Below are 12,758 nucleotides of genomic sequence, written 5' to 3' on the forward strand. Positions count from 1 at the left end.
GCCGTTCACCGCGCCGTTTGATCGGCTTCCCCACGTGCCGCGAGCGAACCGGCCCGGGCTGCAGTGAAGACGGCGCGACTGCTTTGCTGAGGTTCCACCGCTGACGGCGGTCCTCGGCCGGGTTCCGCGTGCCGGGAGCGAGCCGGCAGGGATGCCGGGGAGACGCCGCAACTGTCTCGCTGAGTTTCCGACCTTCACCGCGCCGTTCGGGTTGGATTCCGTGAGCCCGAGCGGACTGGCCCGCGCCGCAGGGGAGTGCGCGGCTGCTTCGCTGATGTTGCGCCCTTGACGGCGCTGTTCGTGGGGTCTGCGTGCCGGGAGCGAGCCGGCGAGGGATGCCGCGCCGTTCGGTCGGTTCCGGGAGCCGCGAGCGACGGGCCCCGCACAGGAAAGACGGCGCTACTGCCTCGTGGAGTTGCGCCGCTCACGCCGCCGCTCGGCTGGATCCCGCGTACCGGGAGCGAACCTGCGCGAGGCGCCGCTGAAGACAGCGCCGCTGAAGACAGCGCCGCTGAAGACAGCGCCGCTGGCCCTGAGGGCCTGCCGTCGACGTTCCCGCCCGGCCCGACATCCTCGAGAGCCGGCATCAGGCGTGCAGTGGCGCAGCAGCCGCTCGGCCTCCCGAGTCACGCGTTCCGCGCGATCTCCTCCAGCCAGCCGGTCACCTTCGCACAGACCGTGGCCTCGCCGCCGCGCGTGTGTTCCACGAGCTTGTCCTGTGACCACAGCATGGCTGCGACCACGCCGTGGCGCACCGGCGTGAGGCCGATCTGCCAGGGCCCGTGGTGCCACTCCGCCGTGCTCCACTGGCCGGTCGTGGCGCTGCGCTCGACGGTCCAAGCTGGGCCGGCCGTCAGTTCTGCCACCGTTTTCGGCGCTCGCCACTGCCGCACGGTGTCGTTCTCGGTGCTCATCGGGGTCCCTCGGGGTGCGCAGGAACGGGGGTCGGGTCGCGAGAGCGGGGAGTCAGCGCACGGTGGCAACCCTTTCGTTCAACTCCCGTTCACTTTAGTGGCCCGTGAGGTGCGTTTGCGCGTACTTCCGGAAAGCGGCGACGAGGCGGCTGCGGTCATCGGCGCGCGTGGCGAGTACGACGTGCGCCGGTTCGACGTCCTCCAGCACCACCGACGTCAGGTCGGGACGCAGGAAGCGCACGTCGTGGCCTGCGGAGATGGCCACGGCTTGACCGGACGCGACGAGCTCGAACTTGTCCTCCAGCGCTTCGATCACCGGCCCGTCCGGTGCCGCCCGGCCGTCGGGGCGCGGCTCGATGCGCCAGTACGCACTCCACGCCGGATCGGAATCGCGCATGCGGGGCAGCGGTTCGTCGGCGATGTCGTTGATGCTCACCGATTCCTTGCCCGCCAGCCGGTGATCCAGTGGGAGAACAACCACACGAGGCTGGTCGTAGAGCACCGTCACGTGCAGCCCCTCGGTCGCGAATGGCAGCCGGCTCACCACGACGTCGACGCGGTGCTCCAGCAGCGAAGCCGACACGTCGTCGAACGCGACGTGCAGTGTCTGCACGTCGGCGTCCGGGTGCCGGTGGCGCATCTCCCGCACGGCCGGCGTGACGATGAGCCCGCCCGCGTACCCGACGGCCAGGCGGCTGGGCTGCGCGGCCGCCCGTGTGCGCGCGATGGTCTGGGCCGCGGTGCGCAGCAACGCCTTCGCCTGCGGCAAGAACACCTCACCCGCCTCGGTGAGCCGGCTGCCCTGCGGCGTGCGGTCCAGCAGCCGCGCGCCGAGCTGCTGCTCGAGACGGCGGATCTGACGGCTCAGCGAAGGCTGTGTCACGTGCAAGGCGTCGGCCGCGCGGCCGAAGTGCTTGTGCTCGGCGACGACCGTGAAGCAGTGCACCAGCCGGAGATCGAGGTCGACCGGGTGTTCGGACATGTGGCAACTCTACCTGCGGTGATGCCCGAAGCGTATTGCGCAATACGAAGGTTTCATTGGCCGGTGTGCGGGCTCCGACGGCAGGGTGGAAGGACCAGAACATCCCTTGGTTTGAGGAGCAACACCATGCGTGTGTTTGTCACCGGCGCGACCGGGTTCATCGGCACCGCGGTCGTGCGCGAGCTGCTCGGCGCCGGCCACCAGGTGCTCGGCCTGGCCCGCTCCGAGGCGTCGGCCGCCAAGCTGACCGCGGCCGGCGCCGAGGCCCACCGCGGCAGCCTCGAAGACCTCGACAGCCTGCGCACCGGCGCCGCCGCGGCCGAGGGTGTGATCCACACCGCGTTCGTCCACGACTTCAGCGACTTCGAGCGCTCCGTCGGCACCGACCGCCTGGCGATCGAGACGATCGGGAAAGCCCTGGCCGGCACCAACCGACCGTTCGTGATCAGCTCCGGCACCCCGGCCATCCCCGACGGCGTGGCGACCGAGGACACCATCCCCGAAGGCGGCAGCCTCGCGGCCGGTCGGTTCGCGTCCGAAGAGATCGTGGTTTCGTTGGCAACGCGGGGAGTCCGCGGCTCCGTCGTGCGCTTGCCGCGGTCGGTCCACAGCGACGAGGACCGCCACGGCTTCGTGCCCCTGCTCATCGATACCGCCCGCACGCGCGGGGTTTCGGCCTACCCCGGCGATGGCGCCAACCGCTGGCCCGCCGTCCACTGCCTGGACGCCGCGCGCCTCTACCGCTTGGCCCTCGAACACGCCCCGGCGGGCACGCGCCTGCATGCCGTCGGCGACGAGGGCATCCCCGTCCGTGAGATCGCCGAGCGCATCGGCAAGCACCTCGGCCTGCCGGCCGAGTCCGTCCCGGCCGATCAGGTGTCCGAGCACTTCGGCTGGCTGGGCCCGATTTTCGCCGCGGACATGCCGGCCTCGAGCGCCCGAACCCAGGGCCAGTTCGACTGGCGCCCAGAACATCCCGGTTTGCTGTCCGATCTGGACGCCGGCCACTACTTCGCCCTCTGATGGCGACGTTCGAAGCCGGCCCGGTCGGTGTCTGTCTGCCGGTCACCGTCAACAGCACCCCTTCGGCCGACGACCAGCGCGCCGCCGTCCGTCGCCTGGAACGCGCCGGCTACCACGCGGCGTGGACGAACGAGGTCATCGGCAAAGACGCCCGCGCTCAGCTGGCGGTGCTCCTCGGCGCCACCGAGTCACTGTCGTTCGGCACCTGCGTAGCCAACATCTGGGCCCGGGCGCCCCAGACCGCGCACGCCGCCGCTTCCTTTCTGGCGCAGGCTTTCCCGGGCCGGTTCACGCTTGGTCTCGGTGTCGGGTATTCGCAGCAAGCGTCGAGTGTGGACCGCCCTTTCGGGACGCCGCTGACCACGATGCGGTCCTACGTGGAAGGCATGGCGGCGGAGACCTGGCCACCGGCCCCGGACGCTCCGTACCCGCTCCTCCTGGGCGCCAACAGGCCCAAGATGCTCTCCCTCGCCGCCGACCTCGCCGACGGTGCGCTCCCCGCCGGCCTGCCCCCGCAGCACACGGCTCTCGCCCGGCGGGTGTTGGGCCCGGACAAACTCCTCGTCGTGGCTCAATCGATCGCGGACTCTTTCGAGACGGCCCGCCAAACCGTCGCGAACTGGCTCAGCCGCAACGCCTTCCGCGCAACACTCTCGGACCTCGGCTATCCGACCGAGCTGGCTGACGACCTCGTCCGGACCCTCGTCGCGGTGGACGGCCCGGACCACGTCGCCGCCGCCGTCCAAGCCCACCTCGACGCCGGCGCCGACCACGTCACCCTGCTTTCCCCGGAGGGTACGGAATTCGGCCCGGACATCGACCACCTCGTGTCGCTGGCCCCGGCGCTGAGCTGATCACCACCTCCCGGCGACGGTTTTCGCCGGCGCGGTGTAGCCGTCGGAAACGCGTCGCTGGCAGCGCGGAGGAATCCCAGCTGGGCGACTCGGATCCGGCCGTGACTCCGTTTGGCGATGGTGATGGTGGTGGGGCCTCTGGCTGTGGTGCAGTAGACGGCTTCGTCGGTGAACGGCTTCGGCTCGTCGGCGCAGCCTCGGGCCGAACCCCGAAACGCAGCCTCCGGCGCGTCGAGCCCCGGCGCATCACCGATGGCCAGCTCCACCAGAGTGGCATGCGAGTCGAGGGCGCGGTGATACGAGCAGGCGTACAGCGCGACACGGCTCGGCGTTTCCGGTTCTTCCTCGGTGCTTTCGAAGCTGTTGCGGTCCGCGAGCGCCTGCTGGACTTCGCTCGAGGCCAGGAACGGACACGCCGCACTGAGCCGCTCCGGCGATACCGCCGCCGCGAACGACGTCGTCGTGGGTCGGTCCACTGTGGTCGCCGCGCCGCCGGCAGCGCATCCCGCGGCGACCGGCCCCCACGAAGGCGATGGCGACAAGTCCTCTGGGCCACTGCATGGCGTTTTTCCTCGAACCCGACCTTGTGCACTGGTCGTGTCGGACCAGATCGTGGCTGATGGATGTACTAGCAGGTGTACGAAATGGCGTTGCCGTCTTTATCCGGCACCGGCCTCGATGTCGCGACAGGTCCGTTCGCCGCGGCAGCCGAACACCCCGCGGCGGCCGCCACCAGTAAGGCGACGGCGATGAGTCTTCTGGGCAAACGCATGCCGTAGAAGTCGTAGTGGCCGGCGTCGAGCACGACCTGCGTGAAGGACCTGACGATCTCTGCGATCGTCGCCGGTCCGGAAGCCAACGAATCGTTGAAGATCAGGTTCGAGCCCAACCGGTGGAAACACGAGTCCGGGCTGACGATCGAGTACGAGAACGTCACCGGCCTGTCGTTCTCCACCGAATCCACCCGGGACCTGCTCGGCGCGGTCCTCCTCGACGAAATCCTGCCGACCGACACCGGGTGTTCCCACGAGATCGCGTTGCGGCACGGTTCCGTGACCGTCGAATGCAGGGATCTCACTGCTGCGAAATGGGAGTGACCCCGGGCCGCCGACAGGCCCGGGATCACCCCGTCGACTCAAGCCTTCGGCTTCGTCAACTCACACCCCGCCAACGAGAGATCCACCGTCGACCCGGCCCCGAGGCAAGCCGGAATCCCGGCGGTCTGCTGTCCATAAGAACGGCCCATGTGGACGGTGACCACGCCGTTCTCATCAACCTCGCACGGATTGTTCACGGCGCACACCTTGCTCAGGTCGTTGGACGTGTTGTGGATACCCACGACGTGGCCGGTGTGCGGGTCGAGCACGGGCGAGCCGGAGTCGCCGCTGCCGGGGGTGCAGTCTTCGCTGTACTGGATCGCGTTGTGCTGCGTGTAGCCGCCTTCGCGGAGTTCCGGGACGATGTTCGCGACCGAACAGGCCCAGGTCTTCCCGTGGGTGCCCGACAGCACGTCGAGCTGGTCGGCCTGCTGGGGCTCGCGCGTGCCGAGTTCGAAGACCTTCGCGCCGGCGGCGACGAGCTGCGCGTAGGTCTTGTCCACTTGGTACAGAGCGACGTCGGTGCCGGTCATGGTGGCGTACAACAGCTTGGTGGTGTGCAGGGTCGTCTTGATCCCGCCGGACGCGGACAGCACCGCGGCGTCGCGGGCCTCCGCGCGCTCCGTCACCGCCGAGTCCACGGCGGGGTGGTCGCCGGCGATGCAGTGGCCGTTGGTCAGCAGCAGGCCGGGGTCGTCCGGGCGAGCGCCGGCCTTGCGGACCAACGACCCCGCGCACGTGCCCAGGTTGACGGCACCCTCGAGCGTCGGGTGGCGTTCCGCGATGGTCTCGCGCACCCAGTCCGCGTAGGCGGGCACGTTCGTGTAGATCCCCGGCCCGTTGTCGCCCCCGCTGACGACACCCGCCAACGTCCAAGCGCCGCCTTCCTTCACGAGCGCCGGGCCACCGGAGTCCATGTTGGTGGGGCCCACCTTGCCGTCGAGTGCGCCGATGCACAGGTCGCTGAGCGAAACCTGACAGGTCGATGTCGGTTGGACCACAGTGTCGGCCTCGCGCAGGTGGTCGGGGTAACACTGCGGCGCGGCCTGGTCGCAGATCATGCCCCAGCCCATGATGCGCGCGCCGATTCCGGGCGCCGGGGCCTTCGCGCTGATCTTGATCGGCGCGGCCTTCGCCGGGTGCGCCAGCTTCAGCAGCGCGATGTCCTTGCCGAAGATGTTCGGGAGGGTGCCGTTCGAACGTCGCACGAACTTCTCGACCGCGATCACCTGACCGCCGGACGACGCGCTCACCGACCCCAGCCGCACCGACCAGTCGTGCGGGTAGCCGACCTGGGTCTCGAGATCGTTGCGCGCGCAGTGCGACGCCGTCACCACCCACTGCGGCGCGATCAGCGTCACCCCGCACACGTGCCCGTCGGGCCGGGGCGAGTCGGCCGGCCGGTTCAGCGACCCGGTGAACGGATACGCACGCGGAGACGGGACTCCGCCGACAATTGCTGATGCCGGAGCAACACCCAGCACGGTCACGGACAACGCGGCCGCCACGACGGCCAGCACACTTCGGAGTTCCAACGGTCTCCCTCTCACCTGTGGATCACAGAACCCGCTCAGATTGCTCACCCTGTGTGCGCGCACCTCGACCGGAACGTCACGATCCTGTGACAGCCCTCAGCACTACTCCAGCACCGACACGACGCGACCGGTCCGGTCCTACCTCCACCAGCGCCCATCCGCCGTGCTCTTCACCCACACGAGCGCTTTGCGACCAAGTCAGCCAGGTGCCCACGGCAGCACGGCTCCGCAGCGGATCAACTGGCCGTAGTGGTCGGGGTCCGTGGGCGACAGGGCGAGGTCGAGGAGCGGCACCGCCGCCGCGGCCGGAGTGGGCGCCGATCTGACGTCCCACCACAGCGCCGACGTCGGCGTGTTCATCATCCCCGGGCACACCGCCGCGAGCAGGATCCCGCGCTCCGCGTCGCCCGCCCGGCGCACCGCGGCGAGCGCGCGCACCGCCGCCACCTGGGCGATCTTCGACGGGATGTTCACGAACCCGGGCCACGCACCGGCACGGGCGCTGCCGTCGGCGACCGCGTCGCGCCAGTTCGCGACGGCCTTGTCGACGTCGTCCAGCGAGGCCAAACCGTCGAAGCGATCGTGCAGCACGGGAGCCAGGTGGTGCAGCGTGCCGAGCGAGCTGGCGACGACGATCAGCTTGCCGCCGTCCCTCAGCAGCGGGGCGAACGCCCGCAACACCCTTGTCGTACCGAAGTTGTTGACGTCCGTGTAAGGGCCGACGATCTCCCCCGGCTCGTCGTCGGGGCCGACGCGCATCACGGCGTTGCCGAACACGACGTCGACGCCGCCCTGGCGATCGCTCAGCACCGCGGCGAGCCGGGTGACGGACGCGGGATCGGCCACGTCGAGCAGTTCACCTCGGACAGTCGCCCCGTCCGCGGGCAGCGACTCCACGGCCTCGCCGACCCGGCCGGGATCGCGGCCCGTGAGGTAAACGGTGTCCTGAGTGGACAGGCGGTGGGTGAGGCCCTCGACGAGCGCAAGGCCCAGCCCTTGCGTCGCGCCGGTGACCACTGCGACGGTCATGCTCGCACCAGGGCTTCCGTGAGCTCCCACAGCCGCGCCGCACCGCCGGGGTCGAGGGCGTAGCGCGCGACCCCGTGCAGCGGGGGCGCTTCCCCTCGCCGGTCGATGGTCGGTGTCTCCGCACAGTCCACGAAGTACCGTCCGCCGATGCCCTCGAGCAGTGGTGACGTGGCGACCAGAACGGACGTCGCCGCACCCCGTTCCGGGGTCTTCATCAACTCGGGCGGGACGGTTCCGCTGCCGCGGCCGTTGGTGTGCCGCTGCAGGTTGGTGAAGATTCCGCCCGGCATCACGGCGTTCGCCGTGATGCCGTCCCGGGCCCAGCGACGCGTGGCCTCGACGGCGAACAGCACGTTGGCCGTTTTGGACTGTCCGTACGCGAGCCACGGATCGTAGCGGCGGAAGGCGAAGTTCACGTCGTCGAACACCACCGGCGAGAGCTGGTGCCCGCTCGAGCTGACCACCACCACGCGGGCGGAACCGTCGGCGGCCAGCGCGGGGTGTAACGCGGTGGCGAGGAGGAAGTGTCCGATCAAGGGCAGCGAAATCGAGCTGATCGACATCGACTCGGTCGCCACGGGGGCTCGCCAGATCGAATTCCGCGACCCAGCCTGGCGCGAAACCGAGCCTGTGCTCATCGTGTTGCTGCCGCGAGGCAGTTCGTGGACCGAGGCGAGGGTGACGATCCACCCGCACCGAGGCCCTGTTCCTGTGGCGTTCCTGACCTGGGCGACGGAGATCGCCAAACAGCGGATGACCGGGGAGTAGGGCGGCGCCGCTGGTGGCGGGTGCGGCCGCCCGACGAGCGCACACACCGTCAGCACGGTCATCACTTTGTGTACTCATGCGCGAGCACGCCCGCTCAAGCCTCATCGGTGATCAAATTCTGTGACTACCATCTCACTGGAGTTGCGTATCCGGCCAGGTGCGCGTCGTCAGAACGCCAACTGTTGCTCACCGGCGCGCGGTCCTCCCTGGTCAAGGCGTTGCCGAAGTCGCATGCTCCCGGTCCGGTGAGCGGTTCGATTCACTTGAACGTGTCCCGTCCCTAGTCTGGACTTGTTCCAGAAAACATGGTCTGATGCCCTCATGCCGGCCACTGATCCTGCGGAGCGTCTGCGGGGTGTCTCACTGCGAGTCACCAAGCAGCGGACCGCTGTGCTGCACGCGGTGGCGCAGCGGCCGCACACGGACGTCGAGGCGGTGGTCCGGGCGGTGCGTTCCGAGCTCGGCGCGGTGTCGACGCAGGCGGTGTACGACATCCTCGCCGCGTTGGGGGAGGCGGGGCTCGTGCGGCGTATCGAGCCGGCCGGGTCGCCGGCGCGGTTCGAGGTGCGCACGGGTGACAACCACCACCACGTGGTGTGCCGCCGCTGCGGTGCGGTCGCCGACGTCGACTGCACCGTGGGGGAGCGACCTTGTCTCGCACCCGCGAGCACCAACGGGTTCGTCGTCGACGAGGCCGAAGTGACGTACTGGGGCCTTTGCCCTTCCTGCAACGAAGACTGACTGTCCACCACCTGAAGGAGATGAAGTGGCTTTCGAGGAGAACACCAAACCGCTGACGACGGCGGCGGGTGCGCCGGTCGTGGACAACCAGAACAGCATTACCGCCGGCCCGCGCGGTCCGGTGCTGCTGCAGGACCTGTGGCTCATCGAGAAGCTGGCGCACTTCGACCGCGAGGTCATCCCGGAGCGGCGCATGCACGCCAAGGGCTCCGGCGCGTGGGGCACTTTCCGCGTCACGCATGACATTTCGCAGTACACGAAGGCCGCGATCTTCGCCAAGGTCGGCAACGAGTGCGAGATGTTCGCGCGGTTCTCGAGCGTCGCGGGTGAGCGCGGCGCGGCCGACGCCGAGCGTGACATCCGCGGTTTCGCCGTGCGTTTCTACACCGAAGAGGGCAACTGGGACGTCGTCGGCAACAACACGCCGGTCTTCTTCCACCGCGACCCGCTGAAGTTCCCCGATCTCAACCGTGCGGTGAAGCGTGACCCGCGCACCAACTTGCGTGACCCGGAGAACAACTGGGGTTACTGGACGAACCTCCCCGAGGCGCTGCACCAGGTCACGATCATCATGACCGACCGCGGCATCCCCAAGTCGTACCGGCACATGCACGGCTTCGGCTCGCACACCTACAGCTTCATCAACGCGGCGGGCGAGCGGAACTGGGTCAAGTTCCACTTCCGCACCCAGCAGGGCATCGAGAACCTGACCGATGAGGAAGCCGGCGCCGTCATCGCCGCCGACCGCGAGTCGAACCAGCGCGACCTCTTCGACGCCATCGAGCGCGGCGACTTCCCGAAGTGGAAACTGTTCGTGCAGGTCATGCCTGAGGCTGACGCGGCGACCTACCGCTTCCACCCGTTCGACCTGACGAAGGTGTGGAGCAAGAAGGACTACCCGCTGATCGAGGTCGGCGAATTCGAGCTCAACCGCAACCCGGACAACTACTTCCAGGACGTGGAGCAGGCCGCCTTCACCCCGGCCAACCTGATCCCCGGCATCTCGTTCAGCCCCGACAAGATGCTGCAGGGCCGCCTGTTCTCCTACGGTGACGCCGCCCGCTACCGCGTCGGCGTGAACCACCACCAGATCCCGGTCAACTACCCGCGCGGCGCCAAGGTGGTCAACACCTACCACCGCGACGGCGCCATGCGAGTCGACGGCAACCAGGGCGGCGTCCCGGGCGTGGAGCCGAACAACTTCGGCCGCTGGCAGGAGCAGCCCGCCTACGCCGACCCGGCGCAGGCTGTCGGCTCAACCGCGGACCACTTCAACTTCCGCGAAGACGACGACGACTACTTCACCCAGCCGGGCAACCTGTTCCGCCTGCTGCCCGCGGACGAACAGCAGCGCCTGTTCGAGAACACGGCGCGCGCGATCAAGGGTGCGCGCAAGGAAACCGTCCTGCGGCACATCGACAACTGCACCAAGGCCGACCCGGCCTACGGTGAGGGTGTGCAGAAGGCTTGTGAGGCCCTGGGCGCCCTGTAAGTGCTTTGTGACCGTTGCCCCCGTCGCCATTGCCGCGACGGGGGCGCGGTTTTTCTAGAGGTTCTGCCCGAACATTTTCGCGGCTTCCCGCGCGCTCGGCGTGCCGGCGTCCAGATCGGCCCCCGCCTTTTTCAACGCCGCCACGATTTCCGTTTCGCCCTTGAACAACGCGCCCGCGATCGGCGACTGGTTGCGCGCGTTGCAGATATCGGGATCCGCGCCGTGCTGCAGCAGGTAGCCGACAGTCTCGCCCCGCCCGTGGTAGGCGGCGAGCATGAGGAGTGAATTGCCGGCCTCGTCGAGAGAGTTGACGTCCAGGCCGTGCTCGATGAACTCCGCGAGCTCTTTGGTGTTGCCTGCACGCGCGAGGTCCGCCATGACGGTACGGGCTCGTTTCCGGAGGTCTTCGTTTTCGGCAGAAGGCATGGCGGAATTTTAGCACCGGTCAAGGGGGTGCTCGGATTCTCGGTTTTCCACCGAAAACATTCAAAGGTCGAGTGGTACCGGTCCGGTATTCCGATGCCCTGACCTCCCGCTGCGGGCCGCGCACAACTGCGTGCGCGGCCCCGGTGAAAGATCAGCGCAGCGGTTCGAGCGCCTTCGCCAGCGGCTCCAGCACTGCGGGGGTGTGGGGCGGCGGCAAGTAGACGATCGCCAGGTCGAGGCCGGCCTCGCCGAGGCCTTCGGCCTGCTTGGCGACCGCGGCGTAGTCCAGGTCGGGCTCGAGACGCACGTGCGAGGACAGCGTGATCTCGCTCGGGTCGCGGCCGATGTCGGCGCAGTGGCGGTGCAGGACGTCGCGCTTGTGGGCGAACTGTTCGGGCGTGCCGCCGGTGAAGTTCCAATGGTCGGCGTACTTCGCGGCCGTACGCAGGGTGCGCTTTTCGCCACTGCCGCCGATGCAGATGGGCGGGTGGGGCTTCTGGACGCCCTTGGGTTCGTTGCGGGCGTCGGTGAGCTGGTAGTGCGTGCCCTTGAAGGTGGTGGTTTCCTGCGTGAGCAGGCCGATCAGGACCTCGCAGCCTTCCTCGAAACGGTCGCTGCGTTCCTTGATGGTGCCCAGTTCCATGCCGTACGCGCCGGACTCCTCCTCGTTCCAGCCGGCGCCGATGCCGATCTCCAGGCGTCCACCGGACACGATGTCGAGCGTCGCGGCCATGTTCGCGAGCAGCGCGGGGTGGCGGTAGTGCATCCCGCTGACGAGCGTGCCCAGGCGCAGCCGCTTGGTGGCCTGAGCGAGCGCGGTCAGCGTGACCCAGCCCTCCAAGCAGGGGCCGGTCGAATCGGAGAAAATGGGATAGAAGTGGTCGAACGTCCAGCCGGATTCGAACAGCTCGATCTCGTCGGCCGCCTGCCAGACCGCGAGCATGTCCTCCCAGACGGTGTTCTGGGGTGAAGTCTTGATGGCGAATCGCATGCTCGTGAGCGTAAACCTGGAGTAGCCCCAGCTGCCAACACCACCGCCGCCTCTTCGTGCCCGGTCACGGTTGGACCTGAACGGGCGAAGGTCGGGCGGCGCGTGGATCCAGTGTGCCGGCGGAAGTGCCGGAGATCGAGGACTTCCGCGTCGGCCGGTGAGTGCCTTATGGACAGTGAGCACCGCGCCACGTGCGCCGGCAGCTGTCCTTCTCGCTGTTCACGGACTTCGAGAACTTCGCGTTCTTCACCCCGGCCGCCCTGCACGACGATGCGGCCAACACGCTGTTCACTCAGCTGGAGGCGTGGTCCGACAGTTGAAGGCGATCGGCGACTGAGGCTTTCGCCAGTGGGCACCGCGCCGGTATTTCACTGCCGCCCAGTGACCTATAGGGGACGATGGCCGCGGCCTTTTTGTGCCACTCCGCGTAGGGTCGTAGGAGTCGATCTTCGCGGCCCACGCCTTGGTGTGCTCGCCGGCGCACTGGCCGAGGGGGCAGGGCCTCATTCAGGTAGGGCAGCGGGAACTCGGCCAGGTCGACGAGCTCGTAGTCGGCGCACACCGGCAGGCCACCCCGCGGTGGCTCGACTCCGACGAGCTGCTGACGTGGCGCTCGTTCACGTGCCTGCTGCACCGGCTGCCGACCGCGCTGGAAAAGCAGCTGCGGGTAGCCGCGCAGCTCGGCCGGCTACGCGCACGTGCTCGAGTCCGCGCCCGGTCACGTCGAGCGCGCGCCCGACCTGGTGTACGACGTGCTGTCCGAAACGGAGCCGCGCACCCTGCGTACGGCCGCCGACAAGATCACCCGCCGGCATCAAAGCCGATTGCTGAAGGTCTCCATGAGAGGGAGCGGCAGGCGTCCCCCGCGCCGACGCATCCTGGTGGCATGACGAAGAACCCCGGCTT

13 protein-coding genes are annotated in these 12,758 nt (G+C 68.7%); 6 read left to right on the forward strand and 7 right to left on the reverse strand.

Annotated features, from left to right (window positions below):
• Nucleotides 1-626: 626 nt before the first annotated feature.
• Both AB0F91_RS20880 and AB0F91_RS20885 read right to left on the reverse strand, forming a co-directional pair.
• Nucleotides 627-914, reverse strand: coding sequence for a hypothetical protein (locus tag AB0F91_RS20880; protein ID WP_360599478.1), 288 nt, complete (start codon nucleotides 912-914; stop codon nucleotides 627-629).
• A 94-nt stretch (nucleotides 915-1,008) separates the two neighbouring features.
• Nucleotides 1,009-1,896 carry a LysR family transcriptional regulator gene (locus AB0F91_RS20885; protein WP_360599480.1) on the reverse strand — a complete coding sequence of 296 codons (888 nt, stop codon included), beginning with the start codon at nucleotides 1,894-1,896 and terminating at the stop codon, nucleotides 1,009-1,011.
• 126 nt (nucleotides 1,897-2,022) lie between these two features.
• Here AB0F91_RS20885 and AB0F91_RS20890 point away from each other — a divergent pair, with 126 nt between their 5' ends.
• From AB0F91_RS20890 to AB0F91_RS20900, 3 genes are all read left to right on the forward strand, one after another.
• On the forward strand, nucleotides 2,023-2,919 hold the full coding sequence (locus AB0F91_RS20890) for an SDR family oxidoreductase (protein WP_360599483.1): 897 nt from the start codon (nucleotides 2,023-2,025) through the stop codon (nucleotides 2,917-2,919).
• Nucleotides 2,919-3,773: an LLM class flavin-dependent oxidoreductase gene (locus tag AB0F91_RS20895; protein WP_360599485.1), complete on the forward strand. Its 855-nt coding sequence runs from the start codon at nucleotides 2,919-2,921 to the stop codon at nucleotides 3,771-3,773. The genes AB0F91_RS20890 and AB0F91_RS20895 overlap by 1 nt, the downstream gene beginning before the upstream one ends.
• 812 nt (nucleotides 3,774-4,585) lie before the next feature.
• Nucleotides 4,586-4,870 carry a hypothetical protein gene (locus AB0F91_RS20900; RefSeq protein WP_360599487.1) on the forward strand — a complete coding sequence of 95 codons (285 nt, stop codon included), beginning with the start codon at nucleotides 4,586-4,588 and terminating at the stop codon, nucleotides 4,868-4,870.
• A gap of 38 nt (nucleotides 4,871-4,908) precedes the next feature.
• Here AB0F91_RS20900 and AB0F91_RS20905 read toward each other — a convergent pair whose 3' ends face one another.
• From AB0F91_RS20905 to AB0F91_RS20915, 3 genes are all read right to left on the reverse strand, one after another.
• Complete coding sequence (locus tag AB0F91_RS20905; protein WP_360599489.1) at nucleotides 4,909-6,405, reverse strand: trypsin-like serine protease; 1,497 nt, start codon at nucleotides 6,403-6,405, stop codon at nucleotides 4,909-4,911.
• Nucleotides 6,406-6,603: 198 nt separating this feature from the next.
• Entirely contained in the window at nucleotides 6,604-7,434 is an 831-nt protein-coding gene (locus AB0F91_RS20910; protein WP_360599491.1) for an SDR family NAD(P)-dependent oxidoreductase, read from the reverse strand.
• Nucleotides 7,431-8,012: an SDR family NAD(P)-dependent oxidoreductase gene (locus AB0F91_RS20915; RefSeq protein WP_360599493.1), complete on the reverse strand. Its 582-nt coding sequence runs from the start codon at nucleotides 8,010-8,012 to the stop codon at nucleotides 7,431-7,433. Before AB0F91_RS20915 ends, AB0F91_RS20910 begins: the two co-directional genes overlap by 4 nt.
• Before the next feature lie 511 nt (nucleotides 8,013-8,523).
• On the opposite strand from AB0F91_RS20915, the gene AB0F91_RS20920 reads away from it, so the two are divergent.
• Nucleotides 8,524-8,943 carry a Fur family transcriptional regulator gene (locus AB0F91_RS20920; protein ID WP_360599495.1) on the forward strand — a complete coding sequence of 140 codons (420 nt, stop codon included), beginning with the start codon at nucleotides 8,524-8,526 and terminating at the stop codon, nucleotides 8,941-8,943.
• A gap of 25 nt (nucleotides 8,944-8,968) precedes the next feature.
• Nucleotides 8,969-10,435 (forward strand): catalase, encoded by a 1,467-nt coding sequence (locus tag AB0F91_RS20925; protein WP_360599497.1) that lies wholly within the window; start codon nucleotides 8,969-8,971, stop codon nucleotides 10,433-10,435.
• Between the two features lie 54 nt (nucleotides 10,436-10,489).
• On the opposite strand, the gene AB0F91_RS20930 is transcribed toward AB0F91_RS20925, so the two are convergent.
• Both AB0F91_RS20930 and AB0F91_RS20935 read right to left on the reverse strand, forming a co-directional pair.
• Nucleotides 10,490-10,861, reverse strand: coding sequence for an ankyrin repeat domain-containing protein (locus AB0F91_RS20930; RefSeq protein ID WP_360599499.1), 372 nt, complete (start codon nucleotides 10,859-10,861; stop codon nucleotides 10,490-10,492).
• Between the two features lie 151 nt (nucleotides 10,862-11,012).
• Nucleotides 11,013-11,852, reverse strand: a complete 840-nt coding sequence (locus tag AB0F91_RS20935; RefSeq protein WP_360599501.1) for an LLM class F420-dependent oxidoreductase — start codon at nucleotides 11,850-11,852, stop codon at nucleotides 11,013-11,015.
• 191 nt (nucleotides 11,853-12,043) lie between these two features.
• Here AB0F91_RS20935 and AB0F91_RS20940 point away from each other — a divergent pair, with 191 nt between their 5' ends.
• Complete coding sequence (locus AB0F91_RS20940; protein ID WP_360599503.1) at nucleotides 12,044-12,172, forward strand: hypothetical protein; 129 nt, start codon at nucleotides 12,044-12,046, stop codon at nucleotides 12,170-12,172.
• The last annotated feature ends 586 nt before the right edge of the window (nucleotides 12,173-12,758 follow it).

Origin of the sequence: Amycolatopsis sp. NPDC023774 (assembly GCF_040639695.1) — a bacterium.
In the GTDB taxonomy this organism is placed as follows: Bacteria; Actinomycetota; Actinomycetes; order Mycobacteriales; family Pseudonocardiaceae; genus Amycolatopsis.

Bases quoted from the DNA above. Each gene is read 5' to 3' on its own strand.
- AB0F91_RS20880 (WP_360599478.1), bottom strand. From the start codon at position 914: ATGAGCACCGAGAACGACACCGTGCGGCAGTGGCGAGCGCCGAAAACG.
- AB0F91_RS20885 (WP_360599480.1), bottom strand. From the start codon at position 1,896: ATGTCCGAACACCCGGTCGACCTCGATCTCCGGCTGGTGCACTGCTTC.
- AB0F91_RS20890 (WP_360599483.1), top strand. From the start codon at position 2,023: ATGCGTGTGTTTGTCACCGGCGCGACCGGGTTCATCGGCACCGCGGTC.
- AB0F91_RS20895 (WP_360599485.1), top strand. From the start codon at position 2,919: ATGGCGACGTTCGAAGCCGGCCCGGTCGGTGTCTGTCTGCCGGTCACC.
- AB0F91_RS20910 (WP_360599491.1), bottom strand. From the start codon at position 7,434: ATGACCGTCGCAGTGGTCACCGGCGCGACGCAAGGGCTGGGCCTTGCG.
- AB0F91_RS20920 (WP_360599495.1), top strand. From the start codon at position 8,524: ATGCCGGCCACTGATCCTGCGGAGCGTCTGCGGGGTGTCTCACTGCGA.
- AB0F91_RS20930 (WP_360599499.1), bottom strand. From the start codon at position 10,861: ATGCCTTCTGCCGAAAACGAAGACCTCCGGAAACGAGCCCGTACCGTC.
- AB0F91_RS20935 (WP_360599501.1), bottom strand. From the start codon at position 11,852: ATGCGATTCGCCATCAAGACTTCACCCCAGAACACCGTCTGGGAGGAC.